This is a genomic window from Xylanibacter sp., assembly GCF_057607445.1.
Genome location: NZ_DBLZAX010000004.1, coordinates 46995 through 72527, shown reverse-complemented (window position 1 = coordinate 72527; position 25533 = coordinate 46995). Strand labels below are relative to the sequence as shown.

General features: G+C 50.1%; 15 protein-coding genes and 1 tRNA gene. 7 read left to right on the top strand and 9 right to left on the bottom strand.

Annotated elements, in window-relative coordinates; all coding sequences use genetic code 11:
* Positions 1-59 precede the first annotated feature (59 nt).
* Entirely contained in the window at positions 60-2837 is a 2778-nt protein-coding gene (locus tag ACZMIG_RS04820; RefSeq protein ID WP_418874956.1) for a TonB-dependent receptor domain-containing protein, read from the bottom strand.
* Positions 2838-3026: 189 nt separating this feature from the next.
* Here ACZMIG_RS04820 and ACZMIG_RS04815 point away from each other — a divergent pair, with 189 nt between their 5' ends.
* Both ACZMIG_RS04815 and ACZMIG_RS04810 read left to right on the top strand, forming a co-directional pair.
* A complete protein-coding gene (locus ACZMIG_RS04815) occupies positions 3027-4049 on the top strand; it encodes a sensor histidine kinase (RefSeq protein ID WP_021854038.1) in 1023 nt (340 codons plus the stop codon).
* A 24-nt stretch (positions 4050-4073) separates the two neighbouring features.
* Positions 4074-4802, top strand: coding sequence for a LytR/AlgR family response regulator transcription factor (locus ACZMIG_RS04810; RefSeq protein WP_487889167.1), 729 nt, complete (start codon positions 4074-4076; stop codon positions 4800-4802).
* Between the two features lie 128 nt (positions 4803-4930).
* Here ACZMIG_RS04810 and ACZMIG_RS04805 read toward each other — a convergent pair whose 3' ends face one another.
* From ACZMIG_RS04805 to gltB, 5 genes are all read right to left on the bottom strand, one after another.
* Positions 4931-5749 carry a carboxypeptidase-like regulatory domain-containing protein gene (locus tag ACZMIG_RS04805; RefSeq protein ID WP_288949435.1) on the bottom strand — a complete coding sequence of 273 codons (819 nt, stop codon included), beginning with the start codon at positions 5747-5749 and terminating at the stop codon, positions 4931-4933.
* A gap of 142 nt (positions 5750-5891) precedes the next feature.
* The gene (locus ACZMIG_RS04800) at positions 5892-8060 is read right to left on the bottom strand and encodes a hypothetical protein (RefSeq protein ID WP_487889166.1); all 2169 of its coding nucleotides are present in this window, start codon (positions 8058-8060) and stop codon (positions 5892-5894) included.
* The gene (locus tag ACZMIG_RS04795; RefSeq protein WP_487889165.1) at positions 8038-8970 is read right to left on the bottom strand and encodes a hypothetical protein; all 933 of its coding nucleotides are present in this window, start codon (positions 8968-8970) and stop codon (positions 8038-8040) included. The genes ACZMIG_RS04800 and ACZMIG_RS04795 overlap by 23 nt, the downstream gene beginning before the upstream one ends.
* 440 nt (positions 8971-9410) lie before the next feature.
* Positions 9411-10751, bottom strand: a complete 1341-nt coding sequence (locus ACZMIG_RS04790) for a glutamate synthase subunit beta (RefSeq protein ID WP_487889164.1) — start codon at positions 10749-10751, stop codon at positions 9411-9413.
* Between the two features lie 283 nt (positions 10752-11034).
* On the bottom strand, positions 11035-15507 hold the full coding sequence (gene gltB / locus ACZMIG_RS04785) for a glutamate synthase large subunit (protein WP_487889163.1): 4473 nt from the start codon (positions 15505-15507) through the stop codon (positions 11035-11037).
* A 429-nt stretch (positions 15508-15936) separates the two neighbouring features.
* Here gltB and ACZMIG_RS04780 point away from each other — a divergent pair, with 429 nt between their 5' ends.
* Positions 15937-16533 (top strand): hypothetical protein, encoded by a 597-nt coding sequence (locus ACZMIG_RS04780; RefSeq protein WP_021854045.1) that lies wholly within the window; start codon positions 15937-15939, stop codon positions 16531-16533.
* A gap of 1333 nt (positions 16534-17866) precedes the next feature.
* Here the strand turns inward: ACZMIG_RS04780 and ACZMIG_RS04775 are convergent.
* Together ACZMIG_RS04775 and ACZMIG_RS04770 are read right to left on the bottom strand one after the other, a co-directional pair.
* Entirely contained in the window at positions 17867-19879 is a 2013-nt protein-coding gene (locus tag ACZMIG_RS04775) for a protein-disulfide reductase DsbD family protein (RefSeq protein WP_487889162.1), read from the bottom strand.
* Positions 19879-21174 carry an L-cysteine desulfidase family protein gene (locus ACZMIG_RS04770; protein WP_487889161.1) on the bottom strand — a complete coding sequence of 432 codons (1296 nt, stop codon included), beginning with the start codon at positions 21172-21174 and terminating at the stop codon, positions 19879-19881. Before ACZMIG_RS04770 ends, ACZMIG_RS04775 begins: the two co-directional genes overlap by 1 nt.
* A gap of 710 nt (positions 21175-21884) precedes the next feature.
* On the opposite strand from ACZMIG_RS04770, the gene greA reads away from it, so the two are divergent.
* Both greA and ACZMIG_RS04760 read left to right on the top strand, forming a co-directional pair.
* Positions 21885-22352: a transcription elongation factor GreA gene (greA, locus tag ACZMIG_RS04765; protein ID WP_021854048.1), complete on the top strand. Its 468-nt coding sequence runs from the start codon at positions 21885-21887 to the stop codon at positions 22350-22352.
* Positions 22353-22480: 128 nt separating this feature from the next.
* A complete protein-coding gene (locus tag ACZMIG_RS04760; protein ID WP_125104994.1) occupies positions 22481-22879 on the top strand; it encodes an HIT family protein in 399 nt (132 codons plus the stop codon).
* Positions 22880-22992: 113 nt separating this feature from the next.
* On the opposite strand, the gene ACZMIG_RS04755 is transcribed toward ACZMIG_RS04760, so the two are convergent.
* Positions 22993-24087 (bottom strand): mannose-1-phosphate guanylyltransferase, encoded by a 1095-nt coding sequence (locus tag ACZMIG_RS04755; RefSeq protein ID WP_053398255.1) that lies wholly within the window; start codon positions 24085-24087, stop codon positions 22993-22995.
* 127 nt (positions 24088-24214) lie between these two features.
* On the opposite strand from ACZMIG_RS04755, the gene ACZMIG_RS04750 reads away from it, so the two are divergent.
* Positions 24215-24296 (top strand) — tRNA-Leu (locus ACZMIG_RS04750).
* Positions 24297-24437: 141 nt separating this feature from the next.
* Positions 24438-25283, top strand: a complete 846-nt coding sequence (locus ACZMIG_RS04745) for a hypothetical protein (RefSeq protein WP_418874504.1) — start codon at positions 24438-24440, stop codon at positions 25281-25283.
* Positions 25284-25533 lie beyond the last annotated feature (250 nt).

The following is a 25533-nucleotide window of genomic DNA, read 5'->3' as shown; positions in this document are numbered from 1 at the left end:
ACCTAATTTAATGTCTTTTTACGACGGCATACGCTGATGTCATCGCGGCCTCAGACGGCCTATCTTATCGTATAGACAAAGCTCACCATGGCATAGGGCTGCAGCACGTTGGCCGTAAGATAGTCGTAGTAGTTGCTGCCTACCGACTGTCTGAACGACTGGCTCTGTCCCAGTATGTCATACACATCGAGCCTTATCTCGGCTGCATTGTTCTTCAGGAACTTCTTGCCGAGCGACGCGTTCCACAGGAAATAGTCTTCCGTGTCGGCGCTCAGGCCGCTGTAGCCCGTATAGGTCAGCGTGCTGCGCAGAGTCAGTCCGGCCCAGAAGGTCCAGCCCACGCGTGCCTGTGCTATGTGCGTAACATAGTTGCTCGTGTTCAGGTCGGCAACAGAACTGAGGGCCTTGTTTATCGAGGCTGAATACGACAGCGTGAAGTCGAGCTTGTCGCTGATGTTGCTGCCTATCACCACCTTTGGCACAAACGTCAGTTCGCGCGTATTGCTTTTCACGCCGTTGAATATCGTCGGCACGCTGGCATAGTTGCCGGCAAGGCTCAGGTTGACGTTGCTGCGTATCAGGTCGAGCGGGAATCCGTATGTCAGCATGGCCTGCAGACTGTAGTATCCGTCGAGGTTCACAGGGCGTGTAAGCTGTGCGCCCTTGTCCATCTCTATTCCGCCGGGCAGCGTGATGTCTTCTGTTGCCACGAAGGTGCTGTCAGCCACATATCCGTTGCGCAGCGTGGCGCCGAGCATGGCTATGAAGGTCTGTCCCGACATTGTTGTGAGCATATATCTCAGGTTGAGCGTATGGTTAATCTGCTGGTCGAGCAGCGGGTTTCCGGTAGAGAGGAACAGCGGATTGGTGTTGTCGACAACCGACTGCAGCTGCTGCAGCGTGGGCGACGTAGAACTGCTGCGGTAGCGCAGCATGAACGAGTTGTTGCGGTTGAGCGAGTAGCGTATCATGGCCGACGGCAGCACAGAGAAATAGTTGTGCGATATGTTGTCGGCAACGGGATACGACTGTTCGCCGTCGAGCGAAGCCCACTGGAAGTCGGCACCGAGCGTGAAGCGCCATCTGTCGAGATTCCATCTCAGGCCCAGTCCGGCAGCATGCGTAAGATAGTCGGTCTGATACACGCTCGACATCTGGTCAATGAGCTGTTCGCCCAGGTCGGTCATGCCGTCGCTCTCAAACGTCTTCTTGTCGGCGTCGCTGTTGCTGTAAGAGAACTTATAGTTGGCGCTCAGCTGCACGTTGTCCACTATCGGCTCCGTATACATCAGGTTGGTGCGCAGCGATGTCTGCTTCTCGTCGTTGTCCTTGCGCTGCGAATATTCCGTGGCGGTTGTCGTGCCTTCCTCGGTCTTGCTTTCCTTATAGTCAGTGTAGGTGTCGCTGCGCTTGTCGGTTATCTGTCCGTTCACAGAGAGCGACAGCGTGCGTCCCTGCTTGTTGAAGCGGTGACGGTAGGTGGCGTTAAGTCCGGCGCTGTACGATTTCACGTCGCTCTCCGAGCTGCTGCCTATGCTGCTCTGCTGCTCGCCGTACAGGAGGTTTTCGCCCAGATAGCTGCTCAGCGTGTTGCTGCTCTGATAGCTGAACTTAGGGCGCAGCTGCAGGGTGTTGTCGGCATCTATCTTATATTCGAGGTTCATGTTCACGCGGTGGTTCCAGTTGGTCATGTCCGACTCGCTGTCCTGCATGTACGACATGCCCGGCAGTGCCGACTCGAAATACTCGCGTTGCAGTTTTTCCTGATAGTCGTTAGACGACTGGTTGAAGAAGTAGCTCGACGTAAGCTTCAGCTTGTCGTTCCATTCGTTCACATAGTTCAGGCCTATGCCGTTGGTCTTGGTCACACCGCCGAGCGAGCCCACCATGAAGTTGTCCGTGCTGCCGCGTCGGCCTCCGCCGCGCCTGCCCCCGCGCTTTGAGCTTTGCGCCGACATAACTCCCGACAGGTCTTCCTGCGAGAAGTTCTGCTGGTTGACGTTGTTGCTCATTCCGAGTATTGACAGCCTCTGCGACTCGTCAAATATGTTGATGTTTCCGCCGGCGTTATAGCGGTTGTCCGTGCCGTATCCGCCGTACACCTTGCCAAACACTCCTTCCTTGTAGCCGCTCTTTGTAACGATGTTTATCGTCTTTATCTCCTCTCCGTCGTCAAATCCGGTAAACTCGGCCTGGTCGCTTTTCTTGTCGAACACCTCTATGCTGGCTATTATGTCGGCCGGAAGATTCTTCAGCGCAAGGTTTACGTCGCCGTCGAAAAACTCCTTGCCGTCCACCATCACCTTGCTTACGCTCTCGCCCTGGGCCTGCACCTCGCCGCCTTCTACCACAATGCCGGGCATCTTTGCCAACAGCTCTTCGGCGGTGCTTCCGTCTAACACTTTAAATGCCGACGCGTTATACGACAGCGTGTCGCCTGCCTGCTGCGCACGTGTTGCCCTTCCCTCTACCGAAAGGTTTTCGAGCATGGTGGCGTCCTCGGTCAGACTTATGTTCATCACCTTGTTGTCACTGCTGCCCAGGCTGACGCTCTTCTCATACGTCTTGTAGCCCATGTAGCTCACCTTTATGCGGTATTGTCCTGCTGCAAGATTGTCTATTCTGTATTTTCCGTCCATGTCCGACACGCCAAGACGGGTTTTGCCGCCGTTTGGCGTTATCGACACCGTTGCTCCAGGCAACGGGTCGGACGTCGACTTGTCAGTAATCTTTCCGCTGACAACGGTCTGGGCCATTGCACCGGCCGCCGCCGAGCAGCATATCATCAGAAGCATCAGCAGTCTGACTATAAATCCAGGGGTTCTTTTCTCGTTCATTTTCATATCATTTTAGCGGTTTATGTTGCAAAGATATTGTTAAAACGGGGTTTTCTGCAACACAAATTCGCCGTGTAAGGGTAAACGACATATAAGTGAGGGTAAACGGCATGGCTCATTTTTCACGTTACAGAATATTTACACTATCTTTGCAACGGGAAAGATTTAGTAACGCAATAACGATAATTTATGCTAAGAAAGATACCTCTGATAACCGACCTTCTCTTTGCCTGCGTGCTGTTGCCGGCATTGTGCTTCCTGCTTCCCATAGAGCGATGGATAGCCAACAACCTGACGTTTGTCTGCATACTGGCGTGCTGGCTCTATGCCGTTTATTTCTTCAACCGCTATATCACGGTGCCCATGTTCTTCCAGACGCGCCGCAAGGTGATTATAGCTCTTATCCTGATTCTTGCCACAATATTGATTACGTGGCTCATATCGCAGTATCAGATGGACTTTCCGCACAGGCCGGTGCGTCCACGCCGCGTAAGGACTGTGGCCAGGGCAAGGCTTCATCAGCAGGCAGTGTGGTTCCTGTATGTCGCAACCATCACCTTCAGCACGGCCGTGGGCCTGCTCACCGAACTTATCAGGCAGATAGTGCGCAGCCACGACCTCGAGACTGAGAAGAAGAAAGCGGAGCTTGCCCTATACAAGGCACAGATTAATCCTCACTTTCTTTTCAACACGCTCAACACTCTCTACGGCATGATTGTGATGAAGTCGCAGCAGGTGGAGACAGCCTTCATGCAGTTTATCTGCCTGATGAAATACATGTACACCAACCCGACGAAAGAGGCCATACCCGTTGAAGAGGAGATCGACTACATACGACAGTATATCGAGATACAGAAATACCGCACCGAAAACAAAGACAGCATACAGCTGTCTTACTATAACGACAACAAGCGGCAGGGACTGCAGATAGTGCCCATGCTGCTTATAACCTTCGTAGAGAACGCCATAAAATACGGTCTGTCGTCTACCGACGACCGCCAGGTGTATATCGTCATAAGGATTGAAGACGGCACGCTGTTCTTCTCTACGCAGAACCAGAAGCCGACAGACCGGCGCGGCCACTCTGCCGGCATAGGCATAAGCAACTGCCGCAAGCGGCTCGAACTGGCCTATCCCAAGCGCCACAAGCTCGAGATAAACGACGCTGACGGACTCTACACCGTGCTGCTGAGCATAACCTTAATAAACTAACCACATACAACGACGACAGGAACAATGAGATGTATTGCCATTGACGACGAGCCGATAGCTCTCAACATAATCAGCGAGTTTGCCCGGAGAATGGGCAACATAAGCGTTGAAACATTCACCAACCCGCTCAAGGCGCTCGAAGAGATAAGGCGCAGCAAGCCCGACATAGTGTTCATCGACATCGAGATGAAGGGCATGAACGGACTCGAACTTGCACGTATCATTTCGTCGGACGTGATGTTCATATTCACCACGGCATACGCCCAGTTTGCCCTCGACGGCTTTGAGCTCAACGCCATCGACTTTCTTCACAAGCCGTTTTCGTTCAACAGATTCGAGGTTGCGGTGTCAAAGGCCATAAGGCAAAAGGACCTTCAGGAAAGGGCACGCCATGCAGAGGAAGACTTCTTAATAGTGAAGTCTGAATATAAGAACATCAAGATAAGCTATGCCGACATCTCGTTCATCGAGGCGCTGAACAACTACATCAAGATACATCTTAACCACGAGCGCCCCGTAATGACGCAGATGAGCATGAAAAACATTGAGGAGATTCTGCCTGAAAGCACCTTCATAAGGGTTCATAAGTCGTTTATAGTCAACAAGACGGCAATAATAAGCTTCACCAAAAACGACATAACGCTGGCCGGCAACAACACCATTCCTATCGGGAGGGCATACTCTGCCAACTTCGCCTGCTGCATGAACGGCACAGGCAACGCCGATAAGCAACAGCCGAATGAAAACAATTAGGTTCCGACTTGCCAAAAGCCGGAACCCAAACTAAAAACAGATTGATTTTCAGATACATGCGTCTGCGGCTGTAACAGCCGCCTTATATTTCAGTGTCTTTTATATTTAATTCTGCCTAATCGCCGTTTTCATTCTGCAGCACCAATTTCAAGCCTTACCGACTGCGGCTCGCTTTCGGTTACAAAGACTTTCTTAACCGGCGTAACGGCATCGTAAGAGCCTACTCCACCCTTCATGCAGCCGATGTAAATCATATTTGAGTCGTTGAGCGCACACGGCACCCTGAACGTCTGTTCCCTGTCTGACGTCATCGTTATGGGATAGTCCATTAGCACACGGCCGTCGCGATAATAGGAGTTGAAGGGCAGCTCGTCGCCACCGTAGTTTATCAGATTAGACACGACAAACTTGTCATTAGCGTCTATCTTGCCGTCGCTGACAACGGTTACATCTATCCAGCGCTTTAGCGGAACGTAAAGGTTATGGCTGTAGAACTTGCCTCTTTCGAAGTGAAGATTGTCATAATAGAAGCGCAACTTCTGATCTTTGTTGTCGGCCTTTATGTCTTTCGGCATGATGTATTTTTCTTCTGAGAGCGAAGAAAGGTCGAAAATTAGGTAGAAGTTTCGCGACGCCGACGCGTCGTTGCCGTTGTCCTGCAGCTCGTCGTCACGCAACTCAAAATACAGCCGATAGTTGCCGTCCTTGTCGGTAATGCCTTCTGCCTTGTGGCGTGTCGTCTGCTGACCGAGCCACACCGACTCATTATAATCCACACTCACCTTAACTCCGGCAAGCGGCGTCCCGTCGGCAGTGCGTGCCACACCGCTTATCATAGTGCTGCTCGCGGTAGGTCCTGAGATAAAGTCGTTCTCCTCATCGCACGACACGAGGCAAAGCACACATGCCATCAGCCAAAAGAAATTAATAAAGCTGCAAGTTTTCATATCCGCAACATTTAAGATTTTGTCTACATATTAAACGTTTTTATTTACAAAACCTTGCATCAGCGAATAAAAAAACTTGCAGCTTTGACTATACTTTCACATTATGCCGCACACTGAACGGCGTCGGCGGCACGCAGGCCCACTACTGTCCAGACACACGGGCAAAGGCTTTCAGCATATCGCAGCGCGTGGTATAACCGTCGACATACTGCGGATGCTGCCTTGCAAAGCTATACAGCGCTGTCATTGCCTTATACTGACTTGAGGCAGGACGCGGGATGTAAACAGGGTTATAGTCGCTGTCGTATTTGACATCAAACCACGGATCCTTGTCGACAAAGGCCAGCGCATAGAGCGCCTTGTAGCGCATGTTGAGGTCGGAAGACACAACACACTTGTTGAGATACTCTACGGTCTTGCGCGCAAAGTCGAATTCGCCGTTGCGGGTGCTGTCGTAAATGCTGTGGCCGTAATGCGTAAGGAACCAGCAGTCGCCGTAGCACGAAGCCTGATAATGCATCACGGCAAGCTCATAGGCACGCATATCCTTCTGCTTTCCCTCGCGTGCAAGGTCGTAATTGGCCTGCAGCTGCAGCATGTCCTTGCAATATTTTAGCTTCATATTCTCTTTAGGCTCACCCTTTCCGGGGCCGTCGGTGTCGGGCATGTTAGGCAACTGACGGTTGAACCAGCGCGGAAGGCTATATTTTCGGTTGGCCATATACCAGCTGATGTTCTGCTGCGACAGGAAGCCGAGCGACACTTTCTCGAGATAAGGCAGGGCGTCGGCAAAGCGGCCTTCGGCCATATACCTTGTGCCGATGAGGTCGTTGTAATAGTTTTTGTTGGGATATACTTGCGAAACGACATACTGCTCAAACGGGTCTGACTGCTCCATGCTGATATACTTGAGGTAACCGGCCAGGACGTCGGCGCTGATTGTGTCCATGACAGCAAAATATTCGTTCCACGGCGAATAGTCAGAGTTCCATGCATAATCGCCCTCAATCACATAATCAGGCTGCGAGTGGCGTCCCTTCGTATAGAAATCCCGCTCATTCTCCTCCATCATTCCGAGCAGAGCCAGAGCCATGTTCACGCGGCCAGTGGCCATACATTTGGGCACAAGTGCATTGTAGACCACGCGCTCCTTTACGTCGGTGTAATGGTTCGGATATATGTCCGACGTGCCGCGCTCATCCCTGATAAGCTCGTCGAGCCGCTGCATCTCCTTCAGCAGATATGCCGAATAAGACGGACTGAACATGTTACAGCCCGTTGAAGCCAGCAGGCGTATGCAGCGTGCGTTGTCCTTCATGCGGGGCGTGCCGTCCATAGCCATGGCCTCGTCGAGCTCGGCAACGGCCTCTTCCGACATTCCGAAGAGATAATATATCATGCCTATGGCCGACTTCCACAGGCATGGATACTCGTTCTTGCCGCTTCTCACCACGTTGTTGGCAAAGTCTACGAAGCGCATTGCGTCTGCCTTATACACCACGCGGGCGTCGATGGTCTTAATCCAGTCTTCGTCCGTGCCGGTGCCTGTGGCCTGGTCGAGCGTCTCCTGCACGTTGTTTACAAAGTCCTGAACGAGATATATCAGCGTGGGCGAGTTTGGGTCGTCGAGATATATCTTCTGTATTCCTGCCAGGTTGCGGTAGTTGCGCATGCTCCACTTGATGCTCTGCATGTCGCCCTGCTCGGCGTATATGTTGCATGCCTCGATGCGCTTGCCCGTGTTGAGCAGCGCGCGGGCATATATATTGCGTGCAACCTCGCGCCATACTCCCTTCGGCAGGTTCTGTGCCGTTGAGTTCCAGAAGGATATGTTGGCCTGGTCGTAGCCCAGCATCATGTTTGCGCGCATCACCATCAGCGCGTTTAGCTCACGCAGTCCGGTCTTCATGGCCATCGTGGCGCTGTTGCGTATCGAGTTCAAGGTAGACTTTCGCTTTGTCAGCTGCTCCTTGGTGGGATAGTCCCACGAGTCGTAGCTAACCTCGTCGCACACCTGCAGATAGCTGTCGAGCAGCTTCATGTAGCGCTGCATCAGCACATCGCCGCGGCTGCGTGCCGCCGCATCAATCTTGTCGCGGTTCCACCTGTAATAGTCCGTACTTGTATCAGACATGTCGCCGGCATATCTTTTCCAGTAGGCATTGATGTCTTCGCGGAACGGCGAGTCCATACTCTCGCGCCTGAACACGCTGAACATGTAATTGTTGTGCGTGGGAGCCTCGCTTATGCAGGCCCATGCGTCGGCACACAACGCGAGGGCAAAGAGGCTAACGAAGATAAATTTTTTCATAATCTTCCGGTTTAAATCGGGTTATATTCTGGTTACTCATGTCGAAAAGCAGTATCTCGCCGTTGGCGTCGGCGCGCTTGCGGCTCACGGCGTCCTTGGCTCTCATTATGTCGTCAAGCTCAACGCGGCGCTCTACTATGCTGTCGCCGGCCAGCACTGGCAGGTCGTCGTCGGCATGCATTATGCCAACGTAGCGGCTGCCGCGGAAAAGTATGCGCCAGCTGAACAGCGGATAGGCCGACGCGAGCGGCAGATTGTATGAGGCAAGACTCGACATATAGGGCGCAGCATCGTCCATGTCGAGTATGGGCTTGCTACACTCAAGGTCAGTGAAGTCGCCCGTGTTATACATCATCAGCACGCCGCGGTCAACGGGCGGAGCCGGCTGCGATAGTTGGTGAAGGCGTATTGTGGCCGACAGCCGTATGCCGTCCTTGCCGGCCATGTCGCGCAGCTGCTTCAGAAATCTGTAATAAGCCGTGCGCGTGCGCATGGTCCAGTCGCAGTCTATCTGTATCTCCTTCACGCCGGCCACGTCGTTGGTCTCGTTCATCTGGCGCACGCGCCTGTATATCTTCTCTGCCAGACCGCTTATGTCGCGGCGCATGCAGCTGTTCACGATATATACCACGGGCACCACTTCGATGCCTTTAGGCACTGCCGTAACAAAGCGCAGCGTGGCGTTGGGCACGGGGCGGCCGCTCTCGTCCTCAACGACATCGAAGTATCTGATGTACATGCGACGGACGTTATGCTCGCGCATAAACTGCTCCTTAACGCTGTCCATGCGCAGAGTGGTGCTCCAGTAGTAGACCGAGCGCACCGCATCGCCGCCATGCCTGCCGCCGCACGACAGCAGGGTCACGGCCACAAGGGCCATTGCCATTATTTTGATTATTGTTCCTTTCATTGCGGCAAATATACAGAAAAATAAATAATACGTATATATTAAGCGCAAATTTATATAAAAAAGGCCGGAAATTATTATCCTGCCGGCACCGGGCGCACCGCCTTACGGCATATTTCGGCAGCAAGGAGAACGGCGGGCAGCCCAAGGGCGGAGCAGCACTGAAAAGACGCACGGAATGCATGCGGAAATCAGGGCAAGACTGACGGCCGTGCAAAAGGCCACGTTTCGCATTGCAAAAGGTGCCCTTTTACAGCCTAAAAGACGGCCTTTTGCAAGCTAAAAGGGCATCTTTTGGAAGAGTGTTGCTAAACCATTGATTATCAAGATATTACAAAACAAGCAAAAGTCGGCACGAACATGGCGCCCGACAGCATAAAAAAGCGAGGGCCGGAGCAACATCTGCCCCGACCCTTCACAGAAAAAAAGGAATGTAAAAAATGTTAGTGGAAAAATTTATCTACTTTCTCGGCAGCGTCGCGTCCGCTTGCCATCGCCCTTACAACGAGCGACGGACCGCTGACAACATCACCTGCAACAAACACATTTGGAGCAAGCTCGGGCAACTCGGGCTTCAGAAATCCCATCGCCAGCAGCACCATGTCGGCCTTAATAACCTCCGGACTGCCCACGGCCTCCATTATCGGGCGGCCGCCTTCGGGATTGGGTTTCCATGTTATTTCCTGCACCTCAACACCCGTCAGTTTGCCATCCTTGCCGATAAACTTCAGCGAATTGATGTTCCAGCGCCTTGTGCAGCCTTCCTCGTGCGAGGTGGTTGTCTTCAGCGTGCGCGGCCAGTTGGGCCATGGGTTGGCAGGGTCGTCGGGACCTTCCGCGGGCTTAGGCATAATCTCTATCTGCGTTACGCTCTTGCATCCCTGGCGATGAGCCGTGCCTATGCAGTCGCTTCCCGTGTCGCCGCCGCCTATCACGAGCACGTCTTTGCCCTTGGCGCTTACCAGTTGGTCTTTAGTATATTCGCATCCGGCGAGCACACGATTCTGCTGTGCAAGCATGTCGAGCGCAAAATACACGCCTTTAAGCTCTCGGCCCGGTATGGCAAGGTCGCGCGCCGTAGGCGTTCCCGTGGCTATCACGTAGGCGTCGAAGCCTTCGGGCAGCTTGCTAACGTCGATGTCCTGATTATATTTAAAGGTTATTCCCTCCTGCATCAGCACGTCTATGCGACGGTCTATCACGGCCTTGTTGAGCTTAAAGTTAGGTATGCCGTAGCGCAGCAGTCCGCCGGCGTCCTCGTTCTTGTCGAACACCGTAACCATATAGCCCTTCAGGTTAAGGCGGTTGGCAGCCACCAGTCCGGCAGGTCCGGCTCCTATCACAGCCACCTTCTTGCCGTTGCGCTCCGGATGATGTATGCGCACATAGTTCTCCTCAAAGGCGTGTTCGGTTATCGCAGCCTCATTCTCGCGGTTGGTTGTAGGCTCATGCTCCACAAGATTGAGCACGCAAGCCTTCTCGCAGAGAGCCGGACAGATGCGCCCTGTGAACTCTGGAAAGTCGTTGGTAGAGTTGAGCAGCCTGTAAGCCAGCTCCCAGTCGCCTTTATACAGAGCGTCGTTCCACTCAGGCGGTTTGTTGCCCAGCGGGCAAGCCCAATGGCAGAAGGGCACTCCGCAGTCCATACAGCGCGACGCCTGCATGCGGCGGTCGTTAGAGTTGAGCGTCTGCTCCACCTCGCCAAAGTCATGTATACGGTCGTGCACCGGCCTGTGTCCCGCTTCCTTGCGGTGTATAGTCAAAAATGCTTTTGGATTTCCCATGTCTGTTATATTATAAATTCTTTTGAAATTATTTTGTAGGAGGCAAGAAGTTAAGGAGAAATATCCTTGGGCGCAGCGAAAAAGACAAATGCATTATTCTTTAGTAGTTAAAGGAGTTAAAGTAGTTAAAGGAGTTAAAGTCAATAGCCTTGCTGCTTCTTATCACCACTATGCATTTGGATTTTTCACTCTCGTTCTTCACTCTTCACTTAATCAACATTTGGATTTTTCACTTTTCATTTTTAATTTTTCATTGCGCCCTGCGCCTGTTCTTCACTTAGAATTAATAGTCTCTCTGCATGTCGGCAATCTTCTGCTGGAGCTTTCTTACCTGCTCTTCCTGCAGCACGCGCTTGTATTCTATTGGCACCACCTGCACGAAATCTTCAACATAGCGGTTCCAGTCGTCGAGCATGGTGCGTGCCAGCTTAGAGCCGGTGTAGAGATAATGCTGGCGTATCAGTTCGTGCAGTTCCTTGCGGTAGTTGCTTTCGTCAACAAGGTTGATTTCCACCATGTCCATATTGCAGAAGTAGTCGAAGTTGTGGTTCTTGTCCCACACATATGCCACTCCACCGCTCATACCGGCAGCAAAGTTGCGTCCGGTCTCGCCCAACACTACCACGCGACCGCCCGTCATATACTCACAGCAGTGGTCGCCGGCGCCCTCGATAACGGCTATCGCACCCGAGTTTCTCACTGCGAAGCGCTCTCCTACCTTTCCGTTTATATATAATTCGCCGCTTGTTGCACCGTATAAGCCCGTATTGCCGGCAATTATGTTGTCCTCAGCCTCAAAGTTGCTGCGCACAGGCGGCAGTATGGCTATGCGCCCGCCGCTGAGTCCCTTGGCAAAATAGTCGTTGGTCTCGCCCTCGAGCTTGAAGCTTACGCCGCTTACGAGGAATGCTCCGAAGCTCTGTCCGGCGCTGCCCTTAAACTTTATGTTGATGGTTGAGTCGGGCAGTCCGTCGTATCCGTACTTCCCGGCAATCATTCCGCTGAGCATCGTTCCCACGGCGCGGTCGGTGTTCTTTATGGCGTAATCGAGGTTTACATCTTCTTTTTCCTCTATGGCTTTCTGCGCCGAGCGTATTATCTGACGGTCGAGTATGTTGCCGAGGTCGTGAATCTGGGCCGTGGTGTGATACAGCGAGCAGTTGCCGCTCTCACGGTTGAGCAGACGTGTGAAGTCGAGCATAGACGGCTTGCTGCCCTTCTCGGTTTCTTTCCTGACAATCAGTTCGGTGTGTCCTACTATGTCGTCGAGCCTTGTGTATCCCATTTCGGCCAGATACTCGCGCACCTCGCGGGCAAGGAAGGTGAAATAGTTTACAAGATATTCATATTTTCCGATGAAGTTCTTGCGCAGTTCGGGGTTCTGTGTGGTTACGCCGAGCGGACACGTGTTGAGGTTGCACTTGCGCATCATGACGCATCCGAGCACGATGAGTGCCAGCGTTCCAAAGCCGAACTCCTCGGCACCGAGCAGCGCCATGAGCACAACGTCGCGCCCGGTTTTGAGCTGTCCGTCCACCTGCAGGCGCACCTGACCGCGCAGTCCGTTCTTTACGAGCGTCTGCTGCGTCTCGCTTATGCCTATCTCGGGCGATATTCCGGCAAAACGCATGCTCGATGCAGGCGATGCTCCCGTGCCGCCCTCGGCACCGGAGATTACTATCAGGTCGGCCTTTGCCTTGGCTACGCCGGCTGCAATGGTACCAACGCCGCTCTCGGCAACGAGCTTCACGCTTATGGCTGCCTTGGGGTTGACGTTCTTGAGGTCGAATATCAGCTGCGCAAGGTCCTCAATAGAATAGATGTCGTGGTGAGGCGGAGGCGAGATAAGCGATATGCCGGGTATGGAGTGGCGTGTCTTGGCTATAATCTCGTTCACCTTAAATCCGGGCAACTGTCCGCCTTCTCCGGGCTTTGCGCCTTGTGCCACCTTTATCTGAAGTTCTTCTGCATTGACAAGATATTCGGTTGTTACGCCGAAACGGCCTGAAGCTATCTGCTTGGTCTTGCTCGACAGCGAAATCCCGTCGTATGTTGAGTGGAAGCGCTCGTTGTCCTCGCCGCCCTCGCCCGTGTTAGAACGTGCGCCGAGCTTGTTCATAGCCAGAGCTATGGCCTCGTGTGCCTCGCGGCTCAACGCACCGAAACTCATGGCGCCTACTACAAAATGCTTGACGATGCTCTCTACAGGCTCCACCTTGTCTATGTCAATCGGATTGCGTTTGAAGTCGAGGAAGTCGCGTATGAATATAGGCGCATCTTTCTCATCTACAAGACGCGTAAACTCTTTATATTTCTTATAGCTGCCCATGCGCGTGGCAAGCTGAAGGGTTGATATGGTCTCAGGGTTCCACGCATGCTTTATTCCGTCCTTGCGATAGTGGAAAAGTCCGTGGTTGGGCAGGAAGTCGGTGCATACCGTCTTTGCGAATCCGGCGTCGTGCATGGCTATGGCGTCGCGCGCGATAGTCTCAAGTCCGATGCCTCCTATGGTTGATGTCTCCGTGCCGAAATATGTCTTCAGCAGACTCTCCGACAGTCCGATGCTCTCAAATATCTTTGCTCCGCGGTATGAACGGATTGTGGATATGCCCATCTTAGCCATTATCTTGAGCAGGGCTTTCTTCACGGCCTTGATATAGTTGGCTTCAGCCGTCTCATAGTTTTCCTGCACCTTGCCGCGCTTAACGAGATCGTCGAGTATGGCGAACGTCATGTACGGGCACAGAGCCGAAGCTCCGTAGCCGAGCAGCAGGGCTGCGTGCATGGTCTCGCGTATCTCTCCGCTCTCAACGATAAGTGCCGTCTGAACGCGCTTGCCCACTGATATCAGATAGTGGTGAACGGCACTCACAGCCAGCAGCGACGGTATGGCAGCATGAGTCTCGTCGATGTCGCGGTCGGTAAGTATGATATAGTTGTAGCCGTCGTCAACGCTGCGCTCTGCCTGCTTGCACAGACTGTCGAGAGCCTCGCGCAGTCCGTCTTCTCCCTTTGCGCACTCGAAGAGTATCGGCAGCTTCACAGTGTTGAAGCCTTTGTAGCGTATGTTGCACAGAATGTCGAGCTGGGTGTTGTTAAGTATCGGGTGAGGCAGACGCACCATCTTGCAGTTTGTCTCGTCAGGAATAAGCACCCCTGTGCCCACACGGCCGATATACTCCGTCAGCGACATTACGAGATTCTCGCGTATCGAGTCGATGGCGGGGTTGGTAACCTGTGCAAACTGCTGGCGGAAGTAGTCGAAGAACACCTGCGGACGGTCGCTCAGCACCGCAAGAGGCGTGTCGTTGCCCATTGACGCGGTGGGCTCCTGACCGTTGACACACATTGGTATTATGGTGTTTTCGATGTCTTCCTCGCCGAAACCGAACATAAGTTCGCGGCGCACAAGATTGTCAACGGCGTTGCTCACCTTACGTCCGCTCTTCAGCTTTTCGAGCTGTATGCGGTTGGTCGACAGCCACTGGCGGTACGGATGTTCTGCTGCCAGACGCTCCTTTATTTCTCCGTCATAATATATTTTGCCTTCCTGCGTGTCAATGAGCAGTATCTTGCCCGGCTGCAGGCGGCCTTTCTCAGCTATCTCAGACGGTTCGAAGTCCATGACGCCCACCTCTGACGCCACAACCATCATGTCGTTGCGGGTTATTGTGTAACGTGCCGGACGCAGGCCGTTGCGGTCGAGCATTCCGCCGGCATAGCGGCCGTCGCTGAAGAGCAGCGCCGCCGGACCGTCCCACGGCTCCATCAGTATTGAGTGATACTCGTAGAAGGCTTTCAGGTCTTCTGATATAGGGTTCTTGTCGTTGAAGCTCTCGGGCACCATAAGCGCCATGGCATGTGGCAACGACAGACCGCTCATGACGAAAAACTCGAACACATTGTCGAGACTTGCCGAGTCGCTCATGCCCGGCTGTATTATCGGTGATATGTCTTTTATGCTTCCCAGCGCCTCAGAACTAAGCACACTCTCGCGCGCCTGCATCCATCCGCGGTTTCCGCGTATGGTGTTTATCTCGCCGTTGTGACACAACAGGCGGAACGGCTGAGCCAGGCTCCATGTAGGAAATGTGTTAGTAGAAAAGCGAGAATGGACAAGAGCCAGTCCGCTGGTAAAGTAGTTGTTTGTCAGGTCGGGAAAATACTGACGCAGCTGGAGGCTCGACAGCATACCCTTATATATAATGTTCTTGCTCGACAGCGAGCAGATGTAGAAGTCTTTGTTCTTAACACGACGCTCAATGCGCTTACGGATAAGATACAGCGTGCGCTCGAAATAAGGCACACGGGTGTCTGTAACGCCGGTAACAAACAGCTGCTTTATGTCAGGCTCGCTAGCCAGTGCCGTCTCGCCGAGGCAGTCGGGATTTGTCGGAACGTTGCGCAAGTGCATAAGCGACAGCCCCTCGCGCTCTATCTCCTCAATCATTATGCTCAGTATGCCCTGCTGCTGAGCCTCATCCTTAGGCAGGAAGACGAGTCCCGTTCCGTATTTTCCCTTTTCCGGAACCGGTATTCCCTGCAAGAGAATAAACTCATGAGGTATCTGCAACATTATTCCGGCTCCGTCGCCTGTCTTGTTGTCGGCACCCTCGGCACCGCGGTGTCGCATGTTCTCGAGCACTTTCAGGGCGTTGTCAACAAGTTCATGGCTCTTGTTTCCATGTATGTTGACAACCATGCCCACGCCGCATGCGTCATGCTCGTATTCCGCATTATACAATCCTTTTCCCATAATTAATTGCCTTTAAGTTAATCTAAAAAACTAAATACTTAGCAAAGTGTTTGCAAAAATACAAAAATACTTTCTTTCTGAGAACATTTATCCAAAATAAATTCGACATTTTTTCACCAATAAATTCACAGCGCTTACAATTAGGCGAAACAACACCCATAAATCAAGCATCTGTTAAGCAAAATTCAGAATATTCATTACAAGTTGGAATAAAACCTCAAAAAGTACATTTATGCAAAATGCTTTCAATAAAGAAAGCACGGCAACCTGATGATAAATGAAAAATAAAATTGATGCTGCTATAAGCAATTTGTAATAAAAATAAGGAAACAAAATTGGTTCATTTTGGTTCAAATCATTCTTTGCATCAATTTTTTTATAAAAAAATTAATATTTTTGCAGACACTAAACGTCAATAAGACAAACTAAATGGATACAAAATACACCGAAATAGAGTGCCTTAAACTTGAAATTGAAAAGAGGATGGGTAAGCCGTTGAAATCGCCGACCGACTTCAATCAACTTTCGCTGAGACTACAAAAGGAACTGAAAGAAGAGATAAGCATCTCTACAATAAAGCGAATATGGGGATACGTAGAGGCAAAGCACAACACACGATACACCACCTTATCAATACTCAGCCGCTTTATAGGATACATCGACTGGTATGACTTCTGTTTGTCGCTAAGACGTAGAAACATCATGGAACGCGACGCCATGCCGGAAAAACAGATCCGCACAGCAAGCCTTAAGACGGGCGACAAAATAGAACTGGGATGGGCTCCCGACTGCACTTGCGAGATAGAATACATAGGCGACAGCTGCTTCCGCGTGGAGGAATCGTCAAACAACAAACTCTGCAAAGGCGACACTTTCAAGACACTTATATTCAATCTGAACAAACCGCTGTACGTGTCGGAACTAGAACACGGCGACAGCAAGCAGTGTACTTACATAACAGGAAAGGACAACGGACTGACAACTCTGCAACTTACAATCGGACAGTCAGACGCCAAGGCAAAATAACAACCTGTAAGTCAAAACCGCGCAAAAGCAGCGACTGCATAACACGGACATACAAACGATTAATACGTTCTGAACCGTTATGAACCAAACTGCATGCGCATTATCTTTATATTTATTTATATTTTTGCAGAACAAGAGACGAATAAATGTCAAATACAGAACAAAAAACAACACATGAACGTAAAAAAGATATAGAGGTTAATAAATTTAGGAAATGTTTTTTAATAGTTTAGTAAGACTTGTTTTAACCGATGTTCTTTAGACCGTGAGGCCTGAGGAACATCTTTTTTATGAACCTACGCAACGGCCAGACAACAACGGCGCACATAATAACCAGGATTTTGCCTATCGTCTTTTAACATTATTATATAATAATAGGTGCATCTGCAGCGCACAAAGGCAAGCCTAAGTAAACTTAAAGAAGGAAAAAGCCCGCTTGAAGTCAAACAAATTGGTTTTTCCGCAATTTAGTTGAAGCCTGGTTCACTAAACACCATCTTATAACATTTACAACATAACGCAAAGAGACTATTTCAACTAAATTGCGGAAGAACCACCAAATTCAGGAAAGGTCAACGGCAAAACAACGCAAAAAGATTTTCGGAAGAAACTCGTCACTCGTCACACAGGCGCATAACATTCTGACGGACAAGCCGTTACGGTGTGACGAGTTGAAACTGCAACTCGTCACACCAACGGCAGAGAAACCCGAATGTGACGAGTCCGGCAGGCAACTCATCACCCCATAACGCATTGACAACCAGCGCAATAGACAGGAATGTGACGAGTGATGAGTTTTTGCCGAAACATTTTTCGGCATTTTTCACCTGCTTATCCGTGCGCATTTCGACCTGGCACAAACTACAGACGACAATGGCTGTACAGATGACCGGAAAACATAATACGGATGAGAACGGCTATGCTTATACGGAATCAAGACAGCATATACGGCACAACGGGCAATTTTACGTCAAGCGGTTAATTTATAAAAGCTGTCCTTTCGCACGACAAAAGGACACGTTACGGCATGCAAAAGCTGGCATATTGAAACATGAAAGGACACATACCGCAATGCGGCAATATAGCTCACTGCAAATAAAAACTGATAAACGGGGACTAAAAAGGCACGGAACAAAACGCATCAGCAGACGTAAGGGCATAAAAAAAGGACTCCGCTGAGTCCCTGTCTTTTGTTAACCTTAAATCTAATACTATGAAAAACACAGTGCAAAGATATGAAAGTTTTAACCAAATTGATATCTAAATATGATAAAATATTTACAAATAGGCAGTTTTATTGACATAAATCAACGAAACTGCCTATTAAAATCAATTATTTCTTATAGTTTTTCAAACCAGTGTTGAGGAAGTCGGTGTAATGGCTGATATTCTCGTCATAGCTGTAAGAACCTGCAACAGGCATACCCTTGTTGTCGAGAATAACATAGAACGGCTGTGCATTTGCACCGAACTTGCTGCGCTGCAGATAGCTCCACTTGTCGCCTACGGTGCGGAGCTTGCGCTTACGTCCGTTCTCAACCACCTCGATAGGCTTGTCAAGCGGCTGCTTGTCGTCTACATAAAGTGAGATGAGGATGAAGTCGTTGTTGAGCTTGTCGGCTACCTGAGGATCGGTCCATACGGCTGCCTCCATCTTACGGCAGTTGACGCATCCGAATCCTGTGAAGTCAACAACAACAGGCTTGCCCTCAGCTGCAGCTGCTGCCATGCCCTGCTCGTAGTCCTTATACTTAGGCTCAACTTCGTTATGATAGAGGTTGAAGTCCTGAGTGTTGATAGGAGGAGCAAATGCGCTGACTGCCTTACAGGGAGCACCCCAGAGGCCCGGGATAAGATATACTGTGAACGCAAGCGAAATCATACCGAGCACGATGCACGGAACAGGCATTGCGTCTGTGTTGCCCTGGTCGCTCGGGAACTTGAGCTTGCCGATAAGGTAGAGGCCGAGCATGCCGAAGATGATGATCCAGAGAGCGAGGAACACTTCGCGGTCGAGCAGTCCCCAACCGTAAGCGAGGTCGGCTACAGAGAAGAACTTGAGGGCGAAAGCCAGCTCAATGAATCCGAGCACGATCTTGATGGTGTTCATCCAGCTGCCTGACTTAGGAGCCTGCTTTAGCCATGTGGGGAACAGGGCGAAGAGTGTGAACGGCAGAGCCAGTGCGATGGCGAAGCCGAGCATACCGATGGCAGGACCTGCGATGCTGCCAGATGTGCTGACCTCAACGAGCAGGAAGCCGATGATAGGACCTGTACATGAGAATGAAACGAGTGTAAGCGTGAACGCCATGAGGAAGATGCTCAGCATACCGCTCGTTGACGATGCCTTGTTGTCAACCTTGTTTGTCCATGATGAAGGCAGAGTGAGCTCGAACCAGCCGAAGAACGACAGGGCAAACACTACCAGCAACAGGCAGAAGAATATGTTGAACACGGCGTTGGTGGCCAGCGCGTTGAGCGAGCTTGCACCGAAGATGGCCGTGATGGCAAGTCCGAGGGCAAGGTAGATAACGATGATAGAGATACCATAGGTTATGGCGTCGCGTATACCCTTCTTCTTATCCTTTGTACGCTTCAGGAAGAAGCTTACGGTCATAGGTATGATAGGCCATACGCAAGGAGTGAACAGAGCCACGAAACCTCCGACAAGTCCCATCAGGAAGATATATATCCAAGAGCGGCTTGAACCTGTGTCGCCGCCGTTGAAGTTCTGCAGTTCGTCGATAACAGGCTTCCAGAGGTCGCCCTGTGCGTTTACAGCGGCTGTGTCAGTCTGCAGCGAGTCGGCTCCTGCCATTGCTGCTGCGGCTGTTGTGTCTGTAGCCTCAGCCTCGGTAGTTTCCTCTGCTTCAGGAGCGTCGGCAGGTCCTTCGCCGTTGAATGCGAACTCAACCTGTGTTGGCGGGATACAGTTTTCGTCGTTACATGCGCCATACTCAAGATATCCGCTTACTTTGTATGTCTTGCCGACAATCTTGAATTTCTGCACGAAAGTAACGCTGTTTTCGAAGTAGCGCAGGTTCATGCCGAACATTTTGTCAAACTGGCTTATCTCCTTTCCTCTGTGTGAGAGTTTGCCGGCAGCCTTAACGCCTTCGGCCTTCTCTGTGTGCAGAGAGGCAGAAATAGGACCGTCAGCAGGCAGTCCGGTTGAATACACGTGCCATCCTTTGTCTATCCGCCCTGTAAAAATAACTTCAAGCTCTGTGGGCGACACTTTTTTCTGGCTCACCTTAAAGTGAACCGGGTCTTGCATCTGTGCTGCAACGGCCAGTGTGAACATGGCGAGCAGCGCTGTCAGGAATGTTGTTTTTAAAAGTTTCATTATTTTTTCTGGGTTTTATGTGTCATTATATCAAGCACGAATCGGTCTGTCTCGTCCATGCCTCTCTTGCCTATTTCTGTAAGGTTGCGTATGCTCTGGTCTACGTCGTCGTCGATGATGCCCTCTACCGAGGTTACATGCTTGTTCTGTATGGCGAGCATGGCGCTCATCACTGCCGTGCTCACGCCTGTAGTAAGCTTTAGCGCGCAGCTTGGCTTAGCGCCGTCGCATATCATGCCCGTGAGGTTGGCTATCATGTTCTTCACGGCATACGACAGCTGCTCATAGCTGCCTCCCATAAGGTAAGTTATACCGCAGCTGCTGCCCGTGCTGGCAACCACGCATCCGCAGAGGGCTGAAAGTGAGCCCAGATGCTGCTTGATGTATATGGCAGTAAGGTTGCTTATGATGAGGGCGCGTATTGTTTCTTCTTCAGTGTTATGGTTTTCGGCTGCAAACACTACCACCGGCATGGTGGTGCAGATGCCCTGGTTGCCGCTGCCGCTGTTGCTCATCACGGGCACCATGGCGCCGGCCATACGTGCGTCGCAGGCGCAGCTTGTGGCCGAAAGTATCTTTGAGAATATGCTGTCGCCCATTATGCCCTTGCCCAGCGGGCTGCACATGGTCTTGCCCAGGGTGTGGCCGTAGTTCTCGCGCAGGCCTGCTGCTGCGGCAGTCTCGTCCATGCGCTTGGCGTCGAGGATAAATTTCAGCTCCTCGATGTCGGTCTCGGTGGCAAACTCGTAGACCTTGCGCAGAGTGAGCTCCACTTCAACCTGCTTTGCCTCCTCTTCTCTCGGGGCCATATTGTCGAGCATCACGTCGGCATCCTTGCGCAGATAAACGAAGTTGGTGTGCATGTGCATGATTCTTGCCTCGGCCTCATGACCGCCGGCGCTGCACTTCACGGCTATATAAAGCTTGTCGGGCGCATCCTCCTTCAGGCTTATGTGTATTCTGTCTTCGGCGATATACGCCTTGCCGCGCTCAACGGCCTCCTTGTTGCTGTCCTGCAGCACTTCGAGCTCAAGCTCCGGACGGCCTACTATGGCACCAAGAGCCACGGCTATGGGCAGGCCGATCATGCCTGTTCCCGGTATGCCCACTCCCATTGCGTTTTTCAAGATGTTGGCACTAAGCTCTATGTCTATGCTCTCAGGAAGAGTCCCGAGCAGCACTCTGGCCTTTGCCACACAAAGAGCTACGGCTATAGGCTCTGTGCAGCCTATTGCCGGCAAAACCTGACTGTGAATCAGGGCTATAATAGATTTTCTTTCTTCTGTTGACAACATTGCTAAGATTTTTAGGTTATACTTACAAGCTGCGAAGTTACAAATTTAAGTGGAAAAAATTTATTTTTAACAAGGAAAATTACGCAAATGTTACAAAAAAGTTGGGCTGCAACACGTCTGCGCCACTAAAACTGCTTACATTTTGTAAACTTTAAGCATAAAAATACATTTTCAGACGGAATGCTCACGCCAACCGTAAGCCGGCAACACCCGGCACATACACCGGCAAGGCGTTTTGCAAAAGGCCACGTTTCGGACTCTGAAACATGGTCTTTCATCATGCAAAAGACCATGTTTTGCAAGGCAAAAGGGCACGTTTTGCAACACGTCTGCTAACACGCTGACAATCAGAAGGATAACAATATGTAAGCTGTCCGCCCGTACCACAGCATCTGACGGCCTTTGCAGCACGACAAGATACAGACCGGCATGATAAAAACATGACAGAAGCGGCGCGCCACGAGCCACGCCCGAAACACGCCGACGAGACGGCATAGAGAACAAAATTTAGCACGACTGGAGGCAAGAACTAACTATTTTTAGCACTAAAAAGTTGTTGATTTGAAAAATAAAGCCTACCTTTGCCAACAAGAATAAAATGAATTAACATAAGGAAAGGCAAGATCAAGGATTCCGACATTGAGAAACATGCCGGAATCTTTCGTTTTGTCTGTCCCAAAAATAATAATAATCTTTAAAACCAATAAATTATGGCTTACATGTCACAAGAAGGCTACGACAAGTTAGTGGCCGAACTAAAACATTTGGAAAGTGTCGAACGTCCCAAGGCGTCAGCGGCAATTGCAGAGGCCAGAGACAAAGGCGACCTGAGCGAAAATTCAGAATATGATGCAGCTAAGGAGGCACAGGCACATCTTGAAGACAAGATCAACAGGATTAAGCTTGCTATCTCTGAAGCCAAAATTGTTGACACATCGCGCCTGAGCACAGACTGCGTGCAGATTCTGTCAAAAGTGGAAATGACCAACCTGGCAAACAACGCCAAGATGAGCTACACCATCGTGAGCGAGAGCGAGGCAAACCTGCGCGAAGGCAAAATCTCGATAAAAACACCTATTGCACAGGGACTGCTCAACAAGAAGGTAGGCGACGAGGTTGAAATAAAGATACCACGCGGAACCATAAAGCTGCGCATAGAAAAGATTACCGTAGAATAAAGCTCATGAGATACAGCTGTCATGAGGCTTTAAGGCAGGCAAGCCGAAGACTCCTGACACTGAAGCCTCATCACACACGACATCCATAAGCCCTAAGGACCTTACATACAATAATATAAAAACATAACATCATGGATATTTTCTCAAAAATAGCTGCAGGCGAAATACCCAGCTACAAATGCGCCGAAAACGACAAGTTCTACGCATTTCTCGACATCAACCCGCTTGCAAAGGGACATACGCTGGTGATACCGCGCCGCGAGGTTGACTACTTCTTCGACCTCAACGACGACGAGATAGCCGAAATGATGGTGTTTGCAAAGAAAGTGGCCGTGGCTATAAAGAAGGCCTTCCCGTGCCGCAAGGTGGGCATGGCCGTGCTCGGACTCGAAGTGGCACACGCACACATACACCTCGTGCCCATGCAGACAGAGAAAGACATGCTCTTCTCTAACCCCAAGCTGAAACTTACAGAGCAGGAGTTTAAAGAAGCTGCAGACAAGATATATGCCGCTTTCTGCGAGTAATACGGCAGAAGCATGAAGCCACGAAGGCGGCACAAGAAAAAAAGAGTGAGGAGCGTCAGGCACAAACAAAGCCGGGCGCTCCTCACTCTTTTTATACATAATAGGCGGCAGGACTAAATAAACTCGTCGCCATACTTTACCTGCACCTCATTGATATACTTGCGTATAAGCGCTGACGAATCCTCCTTCTTGCATATAAGCAGCACGTTGCCCTTCTCGGCCACGATATATCCGTCGAGCCCGTTTATTATGCCCATGTGGTCGTCAGGCAGCTTAATGATGTTGTTGCGGCTGTCGTCGGCTATAACGCGCGAGCCGATAACCACGTTGTCGCCCTCGCCCTTGCTCATGCTCTCATATATAGAGTGCCACATGCCAAGGTCGGCCCAGCCGAAGTCGCATATCATCACATACACATTCTCGTTGTGCTCAAGTATGCCGTAGTCTATCGACAGGTTGGGATACGACGGAAAGTTCTCCCTGACAAACTCAAGCTCGCGCTCCATGCTGTATTCAGCCCCCGAAGCCTCAAGCTTTCTCAGCACAGGAGGGAATATGCGCTTAAGACACTCGCAGAGATAATTAACGTTAGAAAGAAACAGCCCTGTGTTCCAGTAAAACTCGCCGCTCTCCATGAACATTCGCGCAAAGTCGCGGTCGGGCTTCTCCGTAAACGACTTAACCTTAAACACATCGTCGCGCTCAGAAGGCTCGCCCGTCTGTATGTAGCCATAGCCGGGCTCAGGTCTCGTAGGCCTTACGCCCATTGTCAGCAGGCAGTCGTGGCTGCCGACAAAGTCGAGACCGTTGATAACGTCAGTCTTGAACACATCCTCCTTGAACACAGCCTGGTCCGACGGCACCACCACGAGACGCGCGTCGCGGTCGGCCCTATGCAGGATGCGGTATGTAGCCCAGGCCACGCTCGGAGCCGTGTTCCTGAAGATAGGCTCACTGAGGATATGCTCCTCGGGCAGCTCGGGCAGCTGCTCCCTCACCAGGTCGTGATAGATGTGGTTTGTACTGATATAAATATTTTCAGAAGGAATAAATCCGGCCATGCGGTCGTAAGTCTGCTGAAGAAGCGTGCGTCCTGTCGAAAAGAAATCCAAGAACTGCTTAGGACGGTCTTCGCGGCTGCAAGGCCACAGGCGGCGTCCTTTGCCGCCGGCCAAAATAAGACAATAATTGTTTTTATTCACACTCATTGTATTTACAGATTGTTTTACGAATACGAAGATAAGCATTATTGTCTGTATAACCAATTATTTTAAGTTTTTTCAATTAAAAATTTGTCAATTCAGAATTTATATTTATCTTTGCAGCCGAAAAGAAGCCCAGATGGCGGAATCGGTAGACGCGCTGGTCTCAAACACCAGTGGGGCAACCCGTGCCGGTTCGACCCCGGCTCTGGGTACAAGGATAAAGGATAAGTAGTTGGCAATAAACGACTTATCCTTTTTATCTTTTAAGAATGTTCCCATTTTGTTCCCATATAGCATTCTATTAAACGGCATTTACTTTGGCGCAAATTCTATCTTATGAAAAGATATATATTATGGACAAGCAAACGATTATAAACCGTTTAGAAGCATTAGACTTAAGCCAATACCCTTATTTTGAAATAAGAGAATTGATACGTGAGTTTGGTAAAGTCGGATTTATTATTTTTACGTTACATCCAGGCAAAACAATCACAAGGGCACGTTGTGATGGAAACTTAAAAACGGTTTCAGATTTATCATATAAACCTCAACAGTATAATAAACAGTGCCAAAGAGCGAGTACGCCTATGCGAACTATGTTTTATGGATGTATTGTTCCAGAAGAGCAAAACATTATAGATACCCGATTTATTTCTGCATGCGAAAGTTCTTCCTTAATAAGAGAAGGTGTGGAAACAAGCGGAGAACAAACAATCACATTCGGGAAATGGGAAGTTATTGAGGATATACATCTCTTAGTTGTTATACATAAAGATTATTTTCACGATGCAGATAATTCTTTGCTTGGAGAACTTAAAATAGCATATGAAGATTTTCTAATGAAATATCCTGATGCGGCTAAGGATATAGACATTTCAGCTAAGTATTTTGCCAAAGAATTTTCTAAAAAGAACGAAGACGGTTTCGATTATAATTATCTTATATCTGCAATATTCACAGAAGTGGTTACGACAGATTATGCTTTTGATGGCGTTATGTATCCATCTGTTCAAACAGGAGGACAATTAGGATTTAATGTTGCAATAACGCCCGATGCAGTAGATAAGAAAATGAAATTAGTTGTAACCTATGAAACTCAAATTAAAAAGATTGGTGAAAAGGTACATATTGGCGGTAAGAGCAAAAAAGGAACAATCTTGCAAGATTACACCATTTTATATGAGAATATAATTGAATAGGATTATTTTTATTTATATCGTTAAAATCCAGTTTTTTGCACTTTTATTGCATACATTTTGTACCTTTGTAGCCGGAGTGAGGAAACTCTCTCCTAGACATATTAGAAAAGAAAGAAGCGTTATGCTTGACTCGTATTTGAAAACCTGAGAAACTTTCAAATAGTGTATGAGAAAAGGCATAGTGGTTCTCACGCTATAGCGTGAGCTGCTGTTACTACATCTATACACAAGGATTTTCTCAGGACCTCAA